Source organism: Streptomyces sp. GS7 (genome assembly GCF_009834125.1).
In the GTDB taxonomy this organism is placed as follows: domain Bacteria; phylum Actinomycetota; class Actinomycetes; order Streptomycetales; family Streptomycetaceae; genus Streptomyces.
In genome coordinates this window covers 8,767,501-8,783,872 of record NZ_CP047146.1, presented here as the reverse complement: position 1 = coordinate 8,783,872, position 16,372 = coordinate 8,767,501, and the positions used below count along the sequence as shown (strand labels likewise).

Genomic DNA, 16,372 nt, shown 5'->3' with positions numbered 1-16,372 from the left:
GACGTACCAGGCTGTGTTGCCTGCGACTTCCGGCCGTTCCTTGCCCAGTCCGACACGTAGGCAAGACCAAGCGGGCATCCTCGCGCGTTTGCCCTCTCTACACGTACAGGGAAGGCAAACGCGCGAAGGCTGAGTCAAGCGGCGAGCGATGCAGCCGGGGTCATGCTCCACTCGACAGCCGCGATGATGTCGGCATCCAGCTCGGCGAGAAGATGTCCGTACCGATCTACCGTGGTGGTGATCGACTCATGGCCCAAACGCGCCTGAATTGCAGGCAGCGGAACCTTGCGCGCTATGAGCCATGACGCGTGCGAGTGACGCAAGTCGTGGATGCGGGGGCGCTTGGTCAGACCTGCTTTGGCTGCTGTGTCCAGGGCCGGCTTCCATCGGGCGTGATAGAACCCTCCCGAGTCCCAGGGGCCACCCTCGGGAGCGGTGAATACGTGATCCTGGGGGTCCTTCCCCTTACACCTGCGCTTGAACAGTTCCACCAGGTACGGCGACAGCACTATGGTTCGCCGACTCTTCTTCGTCTTCGGCGGCCCCATCTCCTTGCCGCCGTCAATCCGCTTCCACGCGCGCTGTACGCGCAAGGTGGGACGAGCCCCATGCAGGGTCAAGTCCCTTGGCTGGAGCGCGGTTAGCTCGCTCCACCGCAACCCCGTGCCGGCCAAGGCGTCGATGAGGTCCACGGAGTCACTGTCCATGCAGGAACGGAGGATGACGTACTCCTCACGCTCTAGAAACACCTGCTCGTCCGCAATGCTGCTGTCCTCGGGAAGCCGAGTATGCACGCAGGGGTTCGTGGAACGAAGCGGGGGCTCAGCGGTCACGGTCGCTTGAAGGATGCCGTACAGCAGGCCGTGAAGGTTTCTGATTGTCTTGGCTGCGAAGGGCTTTCGCTTGATCGTGGGTGGGTGATGCGGACCCGGCCTGCCGGCCTCAAGGTCGTTCACCCACTGCTTGATCTCGTCTTGCCCGATACCACCGGGGCCCTGGCGCACTGACAGCCCCGCGAACCAGGGCTCCAGGTGCCGTTCGAGCATCTTCCGGTAGTTGGACCGGGTGCCCGACTGAATGCCGGTCAGGAGGTCGATGTAGCGGCTCGCGTACGCCTCGAACAACTCTGTTGGGGCCACCTCCGGTTCGGGCTCCTCTACGAAGCCAACGCCCTTCACCCAACCGGGCGGAGTTCGCTGTCCGTGACCGTTGACGAGGTCGCAGAATCGTTTCGCTGACGTCTCGTCGTCGAAGGTCTCACCCCGCTCGGGGTCGTCGCGCTTGCCGCCTTCTCGCCAGACGACGGTGTAGCTGAACTCGCCGTTGGCGCGTGCTCGGGTCTTGATTGATGCCATGGCGAAAGAGCGTAGAAGGAGGTCCCGTGTGGACGGCGTGTGGACAAAAGGCCAACGCAAAACCGCCCCCGACCTGTTTTCGCAGGTCAGAGGCGGTTTTCGTGAGCGGTAGCGGAGGGATTTGAACCCTCGGTGACTTGCGCCACACTCGCTTTCGAGGCGAGCTCCTTCGGCCGCTCGGACACGCTACCGAGAGAGAGCTTAGCCCACGGGGGGCCATGTGCCGAAATCGGATTGCGGGGAGCGGGCCGGAGCGGGGTCGGCGGAGCGGGGGTCAGCGGTCGCGGAAGAACGCGGTGAGGAGCGCGGCGCAGTCGGGTTCGAGGACGCCGGTGATGACCTCGGGGCGGTGGTTGAGGCGGCGGTCGCGGACGACGTCCCAGAGGGAGCCGACGGCGCCGGCCTTGGCGTCGCGGGCGCCGTAGACGACGCGGTCGACGCGGGAGAGGACGATCGCGCCGGCGCACATCGTGCACGGTTCGAGGGTGACGACGAGGGTGCAGCCGGTCAGCCGCCACTCTCCGACGGCCTCCGCGGCGGCCCGCAGGGCGAGGACTTCGGCGTGGGCGGTGGGGTCGCCGGTGGCCTCGCGTTCGTTGTGGCCGGTGCCCAGGACCGTGCCGTCGGCGGACAGCACGACGGCGCCCACCGGGACGTCACCGGTCCCGGGGGCGCGGGTGGCCTCCGCGAGCGCCTGGCGCATCGGCGCGATCCAGGGGTCGCGCAGCGGGTCGGGCGTGGCGGAGGGCAGAGGGGCGGATGGGGGGACGGTCATGTCCCCAGTGTCGTGGACGTGGCCGGGGGCCGGGCCCAGGGGCGGAGCGTGGGCCCGGCGGGGGCTTCCCCCAGCGGTGGCTGGGGGAGGGGCTCAGCGCACGGCTTCCAGGAGGTCCGTGCAGCCCAGGGCGTCGGCGATCTCGCCGAGCGCGTCGCCGTCGAGGGCGAGCAGTTCCTTCTCGGAGACGCCGAGGTCGCTCAGCAGCCCGGTGTCGCCGAGTGGGCCGCGCACCGCCGCGACCTCGTCGTCGTCATCAACGTCGTTGTTCGCTTCGGGTTCGCCGTCCTCCGTACCGTCCAGGTCGAGGCTGTCGAGTTCGTCGGCCGCGTCGTCCTCGCGGCCGAGGAGTTCGTCGGTCAGCATCGCACCGTATGAGCTTCTGCTGGCGATGGCGGCGTTGGAGACGAAGACCCGCGGGTCCTCCTCGCCGTCCACCCGGACGACGCCGAACCAGGCGTCCTCCTGCTCGATGAGGGCCACCACCGTGTTGTCGTCGATCGCCGCCTCTCGGGCCAGGTCGGCCAGATCGGTCAGCGTTTCCACATTGTCGAGCTCCGTATCGCTCGCTTCCCACCCGTCTTCGGTGCGCGCGAGCAGTGCGGCGAAGTACACCGTGACTCTCCCACTGGTCATAGGCGTGCCGGGCTGGGCGGGGCGGCGCTGCACGCCATGGTCCCGCCCCTTCGGAATCGTGGCAGAAACATCGCCTTCGCGCGCCGTCTTCAGCGCTGCGTCGTGCGGACGTTGTGAGAGATGTCGCTCACGTGCCGGATTCCCGCGGGCGCACGGCGGGCGCTGGGGCCTTCCGGCTCGGTTACTGTCGATGTCATGCGGATCCACGTCGTCGACCACCCGCTGGTGGCGCACAAACTCACCACTCTGCGCGACAAGCGCACCGACTCCCCGACCTTCCGGCGGCTCGCCGACGAGCTGGTCACCCTGCTCGCCTACGAGGCCACCCGTGATGTGCGCACCGAGCAGGTCGACATCGAGACCCCGGTGACGGCGACCACCGGCGTGCGGCTGTCCCACCCGCGGCCCATGGTCGTCCCGATCCTGCGGGCCGGTCTGGGCATGCTGGACGGCATGGTCCGGCTGCTGCCCACCGCCGAGGTCGGCTTCATGGGCATGGTCCGCAACGAGGAGACGTACGAGGCCCACACGTACGCGACGCGGATGCCCGACGACCTGTCGGGGCGGCAGGTGTACGTCGTCGACCCGATGCTGGCCACCGGCGGCACGCTGGTCGCGGCGATCCGGGAGCTGATCAAGCGCGGTGCGGACGATGTCACCGCGATCTGCCTGCTGGCCGCGCCGGAGGGCGTCGAGGTCATGGAGCGGGAGCTGGCCGGGGCGCCGGTGACGGTGGTCACCGCCGCCGTCGACGAGCGGCTGAACGCCGACCGCTACATCGTCCCGGGCCTGGGCGACGCGGGTGACCGGATGTACGGCACGGCCGACTGAGCACCCCGTTTCAAGGGCCCCGCACCGGGTGTGGTGCGGGGCCCTTGCGGTGCGCGGTCAGCACTTGGCGGCGGGCTGCTGCGCGGGGTGGGCCAGCTGGGCCAGGGCCTTCGCGGCGTCCTGCTCGGCGGCGAGCTGGGTGAAGGTGCCGCCGATGATCAGGTCGAGGTCGGCGGTCTTGCGGTCGTCGGTCTGCTGCTGCGCTCCGGCGAGCTGGGTGGCCAGGACCTTCAGCGGTCCCTCGGCCGCGGCCTTGGGGCCGAGCAGTATCCCGGTGCCGCCCACCTTCTTGTCGTAGGGGGCCGGGGCGTTGCCCACCTTCCCGATCTTGAAGCCGCGCTTCTTGAGCTCGTCGGCGGTGTGCTTGGCGAGTCCCGGCCGCGCGGTGGCGTTGTAGACGTTGACGGTCAGCGCGGCGGGCGCGGGGAGCCTGCCGGCTGCGGGCTGCATGGCGTTGGCCCGGCCCGCCGTACCGTTCTGCGGGCAGTGTCTCCGGTCCTGGGCGGCCTGGGCAGTGTTGCCCTTCCCGCCGAAGACGTCGATGAGCTGCAGGGTCCCCCAACCGGCCAGTCCGAGGACGCAGGCCCCGGCCACGATGCTGAGGACGATGCGGCGACGGTGGCGGGGGCGGCGCATCCGCGGATACCTGTCGCCTGTGATGCGGTACCTCTTACCGCCCATTCCTGGAGGCGTCAGCATGCTCATGGCCGCAGCGTAGTGCGGGCCGTCGGCCGTGCCTACTAAACGATCAACGCGTTGCGTACGGGAGAACCCGAGTGGTCGAATCCGGCCATGGCAAGGCCGCGAGGCGCCGGGGGATATCGGCGGAACGCCGGGAGAAACCGCTGGAAACCGGGCGGTCAGTTGTCGAGTTCGAGCACCCGGGCGTGCAGGACCTGGCGCTGCTGGAGGGCCGCGCGGACGGCGCGGTGCAGCCCGTCCTCCAGGTAGAGGTCGCCCTCCCACTTGACGACATGGGCGAAGAGATCGCCGTAGAACGTCGAGTCCTCGGCGAGCAGCGTTTCGAGGTCGAGCTGCTGCTTGGTGGTCACCAATTGGTCGAGGCGTACCGGGCGCGGGGCGACGTCCGCCCACTGGCGGGTGCTCTCCCGGCCGTGGTCGGGGTACGGCCGCCCATTTCCGATGCGCTTGAAGATCACACGGAAAGCCTACCGGGCCTGCGGCACCGGGCGCAGCCAAGCGGCACCAGTGCAAAGCAAATCAATAGCGGCAAAATTGGATCATTGGTGGGTGATGAGCCGGCCGATACGGCACGAACGGGCTATCGCTCGCTCGCTCGCCCGCCCGTGGCGCCGCCCGGTGCCCGGTCACCACTTCTCGGCGTCCGCCAGGCTCCGCTGCCAGTACGTGACCCGGGCGGTGTCCGGGTCCACCGGGACGGGGGCGCGGCCGTCCACGCCGACCTGCGCCGGGTCGCTCCGGGCGGTCAGGGTGACGCCGAACTGGGAGATCTTTTCGGCCTTGCCGCCCGGGGCGCTCCGGCCGCCGAGCCGATCGGGGCCGGCGATGGTGACCGTGGCGTACGCGGTCGCGTCGGGGGCCAGCGCGACCGGGGCGCGGGGCCTGCTGCGGGCGATGGGCGGGGCGGCGGCCGGGTGGCGGTCGCTGAGGCGCAGCAGGGGGTAGGGCTGGCCGGCGAAGGTGCAGGTCCGGTCGGAGATGTTGGTGACGGTCAGCAGCATGTGCCGGGCCGGGTGCTGCTCCGCGCCGGCGTGGAACCGCAGCATGTCGGGCGTGCAGGCGACCCGGGCGCGGGCTCCGGGGGCGCCCGGCGCGGCCCGGGGGCCGGGGTCGGCGGACGGTGAGCCGGCGGGTGAGACGTCGGAGGAGACCCGTTCGGCCTGCACGGCGCCGCCGGTCTGGCAGGCGGCCAGCGGCAGCAGGGCCGCCGCGGCCAGCAGCAGGGCCGCGAGCGGGCGGCTGCGGCGAGGGGCGGCGGTGTTCGGGGACGGCATGTACACGATTCTCGACCAGGTGGTTGCCGTGTCGCTAATGCTCGGTTAACGCGGAGCGGGCGTCACGTGCCGAATGGGGCGCGGGCGGTGCGGTGCGGGGCCTGCTCGGCGGGGGGGGGGTGGGCGTCAAGTGGGGGTGGGGCTCGGGGAGTTGTCCGAAAAGCGTGGGGAGGGGGTGGCGGAGGGTGGCGTGGTGGCGGGGCGGGACGGGGTGGGAGAGGGGGTGCGGTGCGGCGGGCGGTGGGACGGGGTGCCGGTGCGGGGCGGGAGGTGGGAGGGGCTGCTCGGGCCGGGGCTCGTCGGGTCGGGGCTCGGGGCCGGGGTGGTGGGGGACGGGGTGGGGATGACCGGGCTCGGGGGTGTCGCGGGGGTGGGGCGGGCCGGCGGGGTGCCGGGGGTGGTGGCCAGGTAGGCGAGGGCCAGGGCGGCGGTCGCGGTGGCGGCGGCCAGCGGCAGCGCGAAGCGGCGCAGCCAGGCGCGGGTGAGCGCGGTGCGGCGGCGGTGGCGGAGCGGGGGGCCCGGTGGTGCGGCGGGACGCAGGTCGCGTACGCCGACGGCTCGGGCGCGGGCCTCGAAGGCGCGGCGCAGACGGTCCTCGACGGGGCGTTCGGGGCCGTGGGGGGCGGTGTCATGCGGGGTCATGACCGGGCCTCCAGGATCTTTTCCAGGGCGTCCAGGGCACGGCTGGCCAGGGACTTCACCGCACCGCGGCTGATGCCCAGCGTCGTCGCGATCTCGGCTTCGGACAGGTCGCCCCAGTAGCGGAGGACCAGGACCTCGCGGCGGCGGGCGGTCAGGCCGCCGAGCGCGGCGAAGACCTCGCGGTGCTCCTCGTCGAGGACGATGCGCTCTTCGGCGGAGGGGGCGTCGGCCTCGTGGGGCGGGGTGTAGCCGCGGGCGGTGCGGCGGCGGCGCAGCACCGAGCGGGCCGCGTTGACGACGGCGGTCCGGAGGTAGGCCAGGGCGTTGTCGACCTCGTCGAGGTGTTCGCCGTGCCGCTTGTACAGCGCGGCGAACGCGTCCTGGACGACGTCCTCGGCGGTGGCGCGGTCGTCGACGAGGAGGACGGCCAGGCGGACCATGGCCAGCCGGTGGGCGTGGTAGAGGTCGGTGATGGTGGGCGGCGGCGGTTCGGCGTCCCCGCCGTATGCCAACGGGCCGTCGCGGTGGGGGAGTCGGGGGTGCTGCGGCGATGTCTCGCGGCGGACGGCGCGCAGCAGGCGCAACCGGCGGACGGGCCGGAGGAGCCCCGGCAGGGCGAACCGTACCGGGGCGGTGTGCGGGGTGACGGAGTGGACCATCGTTTCCTCGGGGCGGGCGGGCCTGAGTGGCGGGCTGTCTCAGGCGCGGCGCCGGCGGACGGCGTAGACCGTACCGCCGCCCGCGGCGATGAGGGCCGCCGCGCCGCCGCCGAGCGCGAGGGTGGCCGCGGAGGAGGCGCCGGTGTGCGCCAGTTCCCGCTCGCCCTGGCGGCCGTTGGCGGCGCCCGGCTTGCCGGGGTGGGTGGGGACGGGGCTCGGCCGGGAGCTGCCGGGGGCGGAGGGCGAGGCGGTCGGCCGGTGGCCCGGGGGCTGGGTGGGCAAGGGGGAGGGGGTGCCGTGGCCCGGGGGCCGGGTCGGGGCCGGGCTGGGCGTGCCGTGGCCCGGGGCGTGGGTGGGGGCCGGGGTCGGGGAGGCGTGCGTAGGCCGCGGCGAGGGGGTCGGGGTCTCGGCGGCGTACGCGGTACCGGCGGTCGATACGGCGGCGAGCGCCATCGCCGCGAGCAGGCCGGCGCCGGCCGCGCGGCGCAGGCGGGGGTGGCGGGGGGCGGTACGGGAGGGGGTCACGGTCGGCTGCTCCTGGTTCGTCGACGGGCGGCGCCTGATGGCGCCCTCACCCGTGACGACGTGCGGCCGGGGCCGGGGTTGCCGATGCGGCGGACGGAAATTCCGCGGGGTGGGGGCGGCGGCCGGTCAGCGGCGGTGCCGCCGACGCGCGCGGATCCCCGCCGCGACAGCCGCCACCGCACCGCCGACGACCAGGAGGGCGAGTACGGGGACGAGGAAGAGGAAGCCGGGCCCGGTGCGGTACATGGGAACGGTCCCCCTGGTCGTTCGCGTGGTCGTCCGATCGGCTCCCCGAGGACGCCGCCGGGCAGCGCACGTTTCCGCAACCGGGGGCGGGTCGTCAAGCGGCCTTTCCCGTCAACGCCCCGTGGGTCGACACCCCTTGTGGCAGCGGCAGTTGGGCGGCCCGGGCTTCGTGTCGGGGGAGCCGGCGGCGAGGTGCGGCCCGGTCAGTCCTTCGGGTCGATCAGGCCCAGCCGGTACGCCTTCACCAGGTGCTGCGGGACCCGGTACACGGAGCCGTCGACGGTGATCGGCACCAGTCGGGGCGCGGTGGCCTTCCACTGGGCGCGGCGGTGCCGGGTGTTGCTGCGGGAGAGCTTGCGCTTGGGTACGGCCATGGGGCGGGACCTCCGTCGGTGGGGTGGGTGTCGGGCAGGAGGTCAGAGGCTATATGGAAATGGGAGTCGTTTCCAAGTAGAGTCGTCGCCGTGCCGGGGTCACGGCGCGCAAACGCCCGGGGCGGCCTGTGGGGGCGGCCCCGGGCGGACGGCGCGCGCCGGCGGTCCCGGGGAGGGCCGCCGCGCCATGGCTCAGATCGTCGAGGTGTCGATCACGAAGCGGTAGCGGACGTCGCTCGCCAGCACCCGCTCGTACGCGTCGTTGATCTGGTCAGCGCTGATCACCTCGATCTCCGCGGCCAGCCCGTGCGCACCGCAGAAGTCGAGCATCTCCTGGGTCTCGCGGATGCCGCCGATCAGCGATCCGGCGAACGACCGGCGGCGCGTGATCAGCGCGAACGGCGCGATCGGCAGCGGGTTCTCCGGGGCGCCGAGCTGGACCAGGGTGCCGTCGGTGCGCAGCAGGCCGAGGTAGGCGTTGAGGTCCAGATCGGCCGAGACGGTGTTGACGATCAGGTCGAAGGTGCCGGCCAGCGCCTCGAAGGTGGCCGGGTCGCTCGTCGCGTAGTAGTGGTCCGCGCCCAGCCGCAGGCCGTCGTCCTTCTTGCGCAGGGACTGGCTGAGGACGGTGACCTCCGCGCCCATCGCGTGCGCGATCTTGACGCCCATGTGGCCGAGGCCGCCGAGGCCGACGACGGCGACCTTCTTGCCGGGTCCGGCCTTCCAGTGGGCGAGCGGGGAGTAGAGGGTGATGCCGGCGCACAGCAGCGGGGCCGCGGCGTCCAGCGGGATGGTGTCGGGGATGCGCAGGGCGTAGTTCTCGTCGACGACGAGGTGGGTGGAGTAGCCGCCGTAGGTGGGCGCCCCGTCCCGCCCGGTGGCGTTGTACGTGCCGACGTTGCCGAGCTCGCCGGTGCAGTACTGCTCCTCGCCCGCCCGGCAGTTCTCGCACTCGCGGCAGGAGTCGACGAAGCAGCCGACGCCGACCCGGTCGCCCGCCTTGTAGCGGGTGACCTCGGCGCCGACCTCGGCGACCACACCGGCTATCTCGTGGCCGGGGACGATCGGGAAGTTCCCGCCGTCGCCCCATTCAGCGCGCACGGTGTGGATGTCGGAGTGGCAGATGCCGGCGAACTTGATGTCGATCAGGATGTCGTGGGCACCCAGCTCGCGGCGCGGAATCGTGGTCCGCTCCAGCGGTGCTTTGGGGGCGGGTGCGGCGTACGCGGCGACAGAGGTGTGGGTCATGCCACCGAGACTGCGTCATCGCTCCGGGGGTAACCAGTGCACTCTTGAACATATGCATGGCGTGCCTACTACTGACGGAATCACCCAGCGGCCCGGGGAGCCCGGCGGCCCCGCGGCACGGCCGCGGATCGCGGCGGTGGACCAGCGCACCGAGCTGAGCGAGTTCCTGCGCTCGCGGCGGGCCCGGCTGCGGCCCGGGGACGTCGGGCTGCCGGAGCACGGGCGGCGCCGGGTGCCGGGGCTGCGCCGCGAGGAGCTGGCGCAGCTGGCCGGGGTCAGCGTCGCGTACTACATCCGCCTGGAACAAGGCCGTGGCCGTAACGTGTCCGCCGCCGTCCTGGAGGCCATCGCCGACGCGCTGCGGCTGAACCCGGCCGAGCGCGACCACCTGCGGCACCTCCTCCGCCCGGTCTCCCGCCGGAGCCGTCCGGCCGACCGGCCGCAGCGGATACGGCCCGCCCTCCAGGAGCTGCTGGACACCATGGAGCACATCCCCGCCTTCGTCGTGGGCCGGCGGCTGGACATCATCGGCTGGAACCGGCTGGGCTGCGCCGTGTTCGGCGACTTCCCGGCCATGCCCGCCGAGCGGCGCAACATGGCCTGGCAGGTCTTCCTGGACCCGGCGACGCGCGAGCTGTACGTGAACTGGGAGGGCAAGGCGTGTGTGCTGGTCGCCCTGCTGCGGCGGCAGGTGGGGCGCTGGCCGGACGATCCGGCGCTGGCCGCGCTGATCGCCGAACTGGCCGACCGCAGCGAGGAGTTCCGACGGTTCTGGGCCCGGCACGACGTCAAGGACAAGGGCTTCGGCGTGAAGCAGCTGAACCATCCGCTGGTGGGCCCGCTGACCCTCGCCTACGAGTCGCTGGGGGTGCCGGACGACCCCGAGCAGATCCTGGTCACCCACCACGCCGCACCGGGCTCGCCGTCCGCGGAGGCGCTGCGCGCACTGGCGGCGGAGCCACCGGACGCGGCGGGGCCGGGAGTGTAGGGGCGGTCCGGCTGGGCGGGCAGGACTGTCGCCAGACGGGTCAGGAGAACACCACGGAACGGAGCTTGAGCCGCTCCGAGGCGTGGCCGCCGTTCGGCCGCAGCGTGAAGTGGTCACCGGTGCAGTCGAGGCCGGTGAAGACCGTGGCGGTGGACGCGGTGTGGTTGCGTGGCGTGTGCGCGGGTGGCAGATATTCCTGGATCGCCCCCGGGAGGTTGAGGCACGTCCGGCTCGGCGGGTCGGTGAGGCGGCCGGGTAGCGGCCCCAGGTACGGGTCGTTGTAGACGTAGGTGAAGTCGCCGGTGGCGGCGTGAGCCGATGCGGCGGGCAGGGCCAGGGCCAGGATCAGCGAACCGGCGGCTGCGGCCAGCGCGCGGCGGAGCTGACGCATGCGGAACGTCCTTTCGTAACACGGCGGTTGGCATGGTGCTGTGCTTCGCTGCCCGTGCGGACGTCCGGTGATGTGCCCCGTCACCCGAAGGAGGGGCGCGGTATCGATACGGCGGTGGGGCGGGGTTTCGGCGGTCGCGTACGGGCCCCGCGGGGTGTGCGGGGCCCGTACGGGGTGTCAGTCGGACACCGAGATCGCGGCGGCCGGGCAGATGGCCGCCGCCTCGCGGACCGCGTCGTGCAGTGCGGCGGGCGGCTCCGCGTCGAGGACGACGACGATGCCGTCCTCCTCGCGCTGGTCGAAGACGTCCGGCGCGGCCAGCACGCAGCTTCCGGCGCCGCAGCACTTCTCCTGGTCGGCGTGAATGCGCATGGTTCTCCCCAAGGGTGCGGAACGAAGGGTGCGGAACGAAGGGTGGGTCGGGTACGGGGCTGCCGCGGGCCGCTACCAGGCGACCGGCAGCGAGTGCACCCCGTAGATGGCCATATCGCTGCGGAACGCGACGTCCTCGAAGGGGATGTCCAGCCGCAGGCCGGGCAGCCGTCGGATCAGGGTCTCGACGGCGATCTGGAGTTCCACCCGGGCGAGCGGCTGCCCCAGGCACTGGTGGACGCCGAAACCGAAGGCGACATGGCGGCGGGCGTCGCGGGTGACGTCGAGGGCTTCGCCGCCGGGGAAGACGTCCTCGTCGCGGTTGGCGGTGTTGATCGTGCACAGCACGCCCTCGCCGGCGCGGATGGTGCGCCCGCCGACCTCGACGTCCTCGGTGGCGACGCGCGGGACGCCGTTGTGGACGATCGTCAGATAGCGCAGCAGCTCCTCGACGGCGCCCTTGACGAGCGACGGCTCCGCGCGCAGCCGCGCCAGCTGGTCGGGGTTGCGCAGCAGGGCGAGGGTGGACAGGGCCGTCATGTTCGCCGTCGTCTCATGGCCGGCCACCAGCAACAGCCGCCCCATGGTGGCGATTTCGGCGAAGCTCAGCTCGCCGCGGGCGACCAGGCGGCTGACGATGCCGTCGTCGGGCCGCTCCCGCTTGGACTCGGCGAGCCGGGTCAGATAGGCGACCAGTTCCAGCTGGGCGGTACGGACCTCCTCGGCGGTCGAGCGGAGGCTGAGCAGGATCCGGCTGCGCTCCTGGAAGTACCCGTGGTCCTCGTAGGGGACGCCGAGCAGCAGGCAGATCACCAGGGACGGCAGCGGCAGCGCGAAGTCGGTGACCAGGTCGGCGGAGGTGCGGCCGTCGGTCATCCGGTCGATCAACTCGTCGGCGAGGCGCTGCACCTCCGGGCGCATCGCCTCGACCTTCTTGACCATGAAGTCGGCGGTGAGCATCCGGCGCAGCCGGGCGTGCTCCGGGTCGTCCTGGCGGATGAACGTGGTGCCGCCGGAGAGGATTTCGCGTCCGCCGGCGGTGAGGAACGGGAATCCCGGGAGGTGCGCGTCGGCGCTGAAGCGCTGGTCGCCGAGCACCTGGCGGACGTCCTGATGCCGGGTCACCAGCCAGCAGGCGGAGCCGTCCCAGAGGGTGGCCCGGGTGACGGGTTCCTCGTGGACCGCGCGGGCGACACCGGGTGCGGGATCGAAGGGGCAGCCCGGGGCGCGGGCGGCCGGGACGGCGAGGGCGTCGGGGGCGTCGGGGGCGTCGAGGGGAGCGGTACGTTCTGCGGTCGTCATGCGGGTGGTCCTTCCGCGTTCGCACACGGCACTGCGGTGGCTTGCCGAACTGCCGTGGATTGGCAACTCCCGTGCTGGTGACGTAGCCGGGGCGCTGAGCCGCAAGCTAGTTACCTAACTTAAGCAATTAAGTCGTCGTCACGCTAACTCACGCCCGGCAGGGGAGGGAAGGGTTGATCGCGGGCCGCCCGAGGTTGGCTCAAACCGGGTTGAATCCGGGTTGGATCCGGGTTGGACCGGGCTGAATCCGGGCTCAAGCCAGGCTCATACCGGGCCCGTACGTCGCGGGGCGCCAACAGGCGGGAGTGGTGCCGACCCTTGCCGTGCTGCCCGCAGGCGGTAGGGCGGGATCCGGCCAGATCCTGGTACGGAGGGCCGCGGATCCGGGGACCGGTGCCCGCTACAGTGCCCCCATGCCGGACCCCGCACGAGACCAGGACTCCCTCGCCGCACTGCAAAAGGTGCTGGCCACGCTGTCCTATCTGCTCACCCGCTCCCGGGCGCACGAGCGCCAGGCGCTGCAGGCGGGTGTCCAGGCCGGGCGCTCCGACCTCTATCTGCTGATGGCCCTGGAGAGCAGCGGCGGTGTCAGCCGGGTCGGCGACCTGGCGGCGCAACTGATGGTCGAACCGCCGCATGTCACCCGGCAGATCGGCCAGTTGGAGTCCCAGGACCTGGTGGAACGCACCCAGGACTCCCTCGACCGCCGCGCCCGCCAGGTCGCCATCACGCCCCACGGCACGGAGGTCCTGCGCAGCTTCCAGCAGGCCAGTCTGGCCGGATTGCGGCAGGCCCTGAGCGACTTCGACGACGCCGAACTCGCCACCACGATGGCCGTGCTGAACCGCCTGGTGGTCTACGTCCGCGAAAAGCACGCCGAGGAGCCGCGCCAGCGGGGGCGGGGGGCGTAGGACCGGCCCGATGGGCTGGTCTGATGTGCCGGTCCGATGGCCCGGTCCGATGGCTCGGTCCGGTGGGGTCAGGGTCGGGAAGGCCCTGAGGGCGGTCCTGCCCCCGCCTGCGGCTCCGCTGTTCGCTTGCTGTTCGCTCGCTACTCGATCTCTACGCGACCGCTGTGGCCGGTGCCGTTGCCCACGCTGTTGCCCGGGGCGCGGTTCTTGTCGGGGGTGTGGCCGGAGGCGTCGGGGGTGCCGAGGTTGCGGCGTACCGAGTCGAGGATGGTGAGGCCCTGGCCGACCAGGCCGGCGGCGATCTCGCCGAGGCCGTCGGTGCCGTTGAGGACGTTGACGTTGGCGCCTGCGAGGCCGGCGGAGGCTTCCTTGACGATCTGCGGGAGCTGGTCGATGAGCATCCGGTCCAGTGCGACCCGGTCGTGTGAGGCGGCGGCCTCGGCCTGGATCTTCATGCGCTCGGCTTCGGCCAGGGCCAGTAGCCGGATGCGCTCGGCCTCCGCCTCGGCGGGCTTGACGACCTCGGCGACCAGTTCCTGCTGGCGCAGTTTGGCGGCGCGCTCGGCGAGTTCGGTCTGCGCGGCCAGTACTTCCTGCTGGGCGTGTGCCTGGGCGAGTGGGCCGGCCTGGGCGGCTCGGGCCTGGGCGCGGTCGACCTCGGCGTTGTACTCGGCCTGCACGACGGCGGTCTGCCGCTGGTACTCGGCCTGGTTGCGTGCCGCCTCCTGCTGGGCCTCGACCGACGCCTGGGTGGCCTGGGCCTGGGCGACCTGGGCCTGCTGCTGGATGGCGGCCTTGTGCGGCGCGGACATCGCCTCGATGTAGCCGGTGTTGCCGTCGTCGATGGACTGGATCTGGAGCGAGTCGACGATCAGGCCGATCTTGGCCATCTCGGTCTTGGAGGTCTCCAGGACCTCGGTGGCCAGCTTCTGCCGCTCGGTGACGATCTCCTCGACCGTCATCGAGCCGATGATGGACCGCAGATGACCGGCGAAGATCCGGCCGGTGAGCACCGCCATCTGGTCCTGGTCGGACAGGAACCGCTGACCGGCGTTGACGATGCTCTCGGTGTCGTTGCCGACCTTGAACGCGATCACGGCGCGAACCGTGAGCGCGATGCCCTGCCGGGTCACACACTTCTCCGCGACCTCGGCCTCACACATGGCCAGGGTCAGGAAGCGCACCTTGCGGAAGACCGGCAGCACGAACTTGCCATGGCCGGTGACCACTCGAAACGGAGCGCCGCCCTGGCCACGCTTGCCTCCTGAGATCAGCATGGCTTGATCAGGGGCGGGAACGCGGTAACCGAACATCGTTTGTCTCCTCAACCGGCGTCGCCGGCACTGCCGGGCAACGCGTCCAACGGATCAGCCCACTCCATGACGTCGACCTGGCGATTGCCACGGGACTCGATCACGAGCACGGTCGCCCCTACCGGAAGGGGCTCGGCGGACCACGCGAGAAAAGCTTCGGAACCCCCGCGGACCCGCACCAGAACCTCACCGGGTCCGGCAGCCCCACGAGTGCCGATCAGCAGCACTCCGGTACAGCCGATCACGGCATCGTCCTGCGACATCGACGGCTGCCCTCCCCCCGTTGCGTTCCTGGAATCCGACGATAGCGCTCCGGTGAACGGGGGCCTATGGCGGGACGGCGGCGAGTTGATGGGCCGTTGAGGTGGCGTGGATCCGCGGTGGGCGGGGGAGTGGGGTCAGGGCGAAACCTCCAGGGTGTCGAGGGCGGCCAGGATGTCGGCGGGCTCGGCGCGGGCGGTGTAGTCGGTGTCGACGAAGGCCCAGCGGATGATGCCGCCGCGGTCGATGACATAGGTGGCGGGCAGCGGCAGGGTGCGCGGATGGCCGCCGTTGACGCGCTGGAGATCGAAGCCGAAGGATTCGTACAGGGCGGCCAGGTCGTCGGGCAGGTCGAAGCTGAGGCCGTACCGCGTGGCCGTATCGGAGCCCACATCGCTGAGGACGTCGAAGGCGAGCCCGTGCTTCTCGGTGAGGGAGAGCGACTCGTCCGGTATCTGCGGGGACACGGCCACCAGGCGGGCGCCCCGGGCGGTGATCTCGGCGTGCCGCTCCTGGAGGGCGCGCAGGGCGATGTTGCAGTACGGGCACCAGGCGCCGCGGTAGAAGGTGAGGACGACGGGCCCGGCGGCGAGCAGGGCGTCGAGGGAGACGGTGGTGCCGGTCGCCGACGGGAGTCCGAACGAGGGGGCCCGCTCGCCTACTTGGCGGGCGCGCCCGGCCTGCCCCGAGGCGGCGAGATCGCGGCCGGCGCGCTCCATCACCTCGCGGGCGGCGTCCGGGATCTCGGGGTAGAGGGTGCGGAAGAAGGCGGTCAGTTCGTCCTGGAGGCTCATGGGCCGGTCACTCCTGTGGGGGTGGTGTGAGCTGTGGATTCGGCGCGCAGGGGCGCGAGGGCGGCGGTGACGGTGTCGGTCAGTGCCCCGGCGTCGGCACCCGCGCGGGAGCGCAGATTCACGCCGTACGCGAGGGTCGACAGCACGGCCGCGGCGGCGTCGAGGTCGGTACCGGGCTGGAGTTGGCCGAGACCGGCGGCCGTGGTGAGTGCGGCGCGCAGGGCCGACTGGAGCGTGCCGTGGTGCGTCTCCAGCAGGGTGCGTATGTCGGGGGCGGCGCATTCGGGACCGGCGTAGGCGTTGGTGACCATGCAGCCCCAGCCGGCGACCGCGCCGGAGCAGCGGATGCCGATGAGCGTGCCGAAGAACTCCTCGATGGCGGTCAGTCCCGTCTCCGTCGCGGCGAGATGGGCGAAGGCCGGTGCGGAGTGCTGCTCTATGTACCGGCTGAGGGCGGCGGCGTAGAGGTCGTCCTTGTTACCGAACGTGGCGTAGAGGCTGGAGCGGCTCACGCCGGTCGCGGTCACCAGTGCCTGGATCCCGGTGGTGGCCATGCCCTGGTGCCAGAAGACCTGGACGATGTCGTCCAGCACCACATCGGGGTTGAAGTGCTTGATGTCGGGCATGAGTTGCTCCCTTCTTCGTGTGCCATGTCATGCCATGTAGTGCGGTGTCACGCCACGCGGTGCCGCGGCTTCGCCGTCTCGGTGCTCCGGGAGGCGGGCTTGCTCCGCGATCACGGAACGACCATTCCAAGATAGCCTCAAGTCGAC

At 71.8% G+C, this 16,372-nt stretch carries 21 protein-coding genes and 1 tRNA gene; 3 read left to right on the top strand and 19 right to left on the bottom strand.

Features of this window, described 5'->3' with window-relative positions:
- Nucleotides 1-134: 134 nt before the first annotated feature.
- The 4 genes from GR130_RS38265 to GR130_RS38250 form a co-directional block, all read right to left on the bottom strand.
- On the bottom strand, nucleotides 135-1,355 hold the full coding sequence (locus GR130_RS38265; protein WP_159509110.1) for a tyrosine-type recombinase/integrase: 1,221 nt from the start codon (nucleotides 1,353-1,355) through the stop codon (nucleotides 135-137).
- 106 nt (nucleotides 1,356-1,461) lie between these two features.
- Nucleotides 1,462-1,546 (bottom strand) — tRNA-Ser (locus GR130_RS38260).
- Nucleotides 1,547-1,629: 83 nt separating this feature from the next.
- Nucleotides 1,630-2,130 (bottom strand): tRNA adenosine(34) deaminase TadA, encoded by a 501-nt coding sequence (gene tadA, locus GR130_RS38255; RefSeq protein ID WP_159509108.1) that lies wholly within the window; start codon nucleotides 2,128-2,130, stop codon nucleotides 1,630-1,632.
- Nucleotides 2,131-2,223: 93 nt separating this feature from the next.
- Entirely contained in the window at nucleotides 2,224-2,745 is a 522-nt protein-coding gene (locus tag GR130_RS38250; protein ID WP_159510501.1) for a tRNA adenosine deaminase-associated protein, read from the bottom strand.
- A gap of 216 nt (nucleotides 2,746-2,961) precedes the next feature.
- Between GR130_RS38250 and upp the strand changes: the two genes are divergently transcribed.
- Nucleotides 2,962-3,597: a uracil phosphoribosyltransferase gene (gene upp / locus GR130_RS38245; RefSeq protein WP_159509106.1), complete on the top strand. Its 636-nt coding sequence runs from the start codon at nucleotides 2,962-2,964 to the stop codon at nucleotides 3,595-3,597.
- 57 nt (nucleotides 3,598-3,654) lie between these two features.
- On the opposite strand, the gene GR130_RS38240 is transcribed toward upp, so the two are convergent.
- The 8 genes from GR130_RS38240 to GR130_RS38205 form a co-directional block, all read right to left on the bottom strand.
- Complete coding sequence (locus GR130_RS38240; RefSeq protein ID WP_159509104.1) at nucleotides 3,655-4,302, bottom strand: LytR C-terminal domain-containing protein; 648 nt, start codon at nucleotides 4,300-4,302, stop codon at nucleotides 3,655-3,657.
- Between the two features lie 155 nt (nucleotides 4,303-4,457).
- Nucleotides 4,458-4,757, bottom strand: a complete 300-nt coding sequence (locus GR130_RS38235) for a type II toxin-antitoxin system VapB family antitoxin (protein ID WP_016572550.1) — start codon at nucleotides 4,755-4,757, stop codon at nucleotides 4,458-4,460.
- A 168-nt stretch (nucleotides 4,758-4,925) separates the two neighbouring features.
- A complete protein-coding gene (locus GR130_RS38230) occupies nucleotides 4,926-5,573 on the bottom strand; it encodes a DUF4232 domain-containing protein (RefSeq protein ID WP_159509102.1) in 648 nt (215 codons plus the stop codon).
- 126 nt (nucleotides 5,574-5,699) lie between these two features.
- A complete protein-coding gene (locus GR130_RS38225) occupies nucleotides 5,700-6,215 on the bottom strand; it encodes a hypothetical protein (RefSeq protein ID WP_159509100.1) in 516 nt (171 codons plus the stop codon).
- The gene (locus tag GR130_RS38220) at nucleotides 6,212-6,874 is read right to left on the bottom strand and encodes an RNA polymerase sigma factor (protein ID WP_159509098.1); all 663 of its coding nucleotides are present in this window, start codon (nucleotides 6,872-6,874) and stop codon (nucleotides 6,212-6,214) included. Before GR130_RS38220 ends, GR130_RS38225 begins: the two co-directional genes overlap by 4 nt.
- A 39-nt stretch (nucleotides 6,875-6,913) precedes the next feature.
- Nucleotides 6,914-7,399 (bottom strand): LPXTG cell wall anchor domain-containing protein, encoded by a 486-nt coding sequence (locus GR130_RS38215; RefSeq protein WP_159509096.1) that lies wholly within the window; start codon nucleotides 7,397-7,399, stop codon nucleotides 6,914-6,916.
- Nucleotides 7,400-7,848: 449 nt separating this feature from the next.
- Nucleotides 7,849-8,019 (bottom strand): 50S ribosomal protein L32, encoded by a 171-nt coding sequence (rpmF, locus tag GR130_RS38210; RefSeq protein WP_159509094.1) that lies wholly within the window; start codon nucleotides 8,017-8,019, stop codon nucleotides 7,849-7,851.
- A 192-nt stretch (nucleotides 8,020-8,211) separates the two neighbouring features.
- Nucleotides 8,212-9,267 carry an NAD(P)-dependent alcohol dehydrogenase gene (locus tag GR130_RS38205; protein WP_159509092.1) on the bottom strand — a complete coding sequence of 352 codons (1,056 nt, stop codon included), beginning with the start codon at nucleotides 9,265-9,267 and terminating at the stop codon, nucleotides 8,212-8,214.
- A 79-nt stretch (nucleotides 9,268-9,346) separates the two neighbouring features.
- On the opposite strand from GR130_RS38205, the gene GR130_RS38200 reads away from it, so the two are divergent.
- Nucleotides 9,347-10,255, top strand: coding sequence for a helix-turn-helix domain-containing protein (locus tag GR130_RS38200; protein ID WP_443043791.1), 909 nt, complete (start codon nucleotides 9,347-9,349; stop codon nucleotides 10,253-10,255).
- Nucleotides 10,256-10,295: 40 nt separating this feature from the next.
- Here GR130_RS38200 and GR130_RS38195 read toward each other — a convergent pair whose 3' ends face one another.
- The 3 genes from GR130_RS38195 to GR130_RS38185 all read right to left on the bottom strand — a co-directional run bounded on the left by GR130_RS38195 (nucleotide 10,296) and on the right by GR130_RS38185 (nucleotide 12,320).
- Nucleotides 10,296-10,646 carry a hypothetical protein gene (locus GR130_RS38195; RefSeq protein ID WP_159509088.1) on the bottom strand — a complete coding sequence of 117 codons (351 nt, stop codon included), beginning with the start codon at nucleotides 10,644-10,646 and terminating at the stop codon, nucleotides 10,296-10,298.
- Nucleotides 10,647-10,823: 177 nt separating this feature from the next.
- The gene (locus GR130_RS38190) at nucleotides 10,824-11,018 is read right to left on the bottom strand and encodes a ferredoxin (protein WP_043265339.1); all 195 of its coding nucleotides are present in this window, start codon (nucleotides 11,016-11,018) and stop codon (nucleotides 10,824-10,826) included.
- A gap of 72 nt (nucleotides 11,019-11,090) precedes the next feature.
- Nucleotides 11,091-12,320 carry a cytochrome P450 gene (locus GR130_RS38185; RefSeq protein ID WP_159509086.1) on the bottom strand — a complete coding sequence of 410 codons (1,230 nt, stop codon included), beginning with the start codon at nucleotides 12,318-12,320 and terminating at the stop codon, nucleotides 11,091-11,093.
- 413 nt (nucleotides 12,321-12,733) lie between these two features.
- Between GR130_RS38185 and GR130_RS38180 the strand changes: the two genes are divergently transcribed.
- Nucleotides 12,734-13,231 (top strand): MarR family winged helix-turn-helix transcriptional regulator, encoded by a 498-nt coding sequence (locus GR130_RS38180; RefSeq protein ID WP_159509084.1) that lies wholly within the window; start codon nucleotides 12,734-12,736, stop codon nucleotides 13,229-13,231.
- A gap of 140 nt (nucleotides 13,232-13,371) precedes the next feature.
- Here the strand turns inward: GR130_RS38180 and GR130_RS38175 are convergent, their stop codons facing one another.
- The 4 genes from GR130_RS38175 to GR130_RS38160 all read right to left on the bottom strand — a co-directional run bounded on the left by GR130_RS38175 (nucleotide 13,372) and on the right by GR130_RS38160 (nucleotide 16,225).
- On the bottom strand, nucleotides 13,372-14,544 hold the full coding sequence (locus GR130_RS38175; RefSeq protein WP_159509083.1) for a flotillin family protein: 1,173 nt from the start codon (nucleotides 14,542-14,544) through the stop codon (nucleotides 13,372-13,374).
- 11 nt (nucleotides 14,545-14,555) lie between these two features.
- On the bottom strand, nucleotides 14,556-14,807 hold the full coding sequence (locus tag GR130_RS38170; RefSeq protein WP_159509081.1) for a hypothetical protein: 252 nt from the start codon (nucleotides 14,805-14,807) through the stop codon (nucleotides 14,556-14,558).
- Between the two features lie 135 nt (nucleotides 14,808-14,942).
- Complete coding sequence (locus GR130_RS38165) at nucleotides 14,943-15,599, bottom strand: peroxiredoxin-like family protein (RefSeq protein ID WP_159509079.1); 657 nt, start codon at nucleotides 15,597-15,599, stop codon at nucleotides 14,943-14,945.
- Complete coding sequence (locus GR130_RS38160; protein WP_159509077.1) at nucleotides 15,596-16,225, bottom strand: TetR/AcrR family transcriptional regulator; 630 nt, start codon at nucleotides 16,223-16,225, stop codon at nucleotides 15,596-15,598. Before GR130_RS38160 ends, GR130_RS38165 begins: the two co-directional genes overlap by 4 nt.
- Nucleotides 16,226-16,372: the final 147 nt, after the last annotated feature.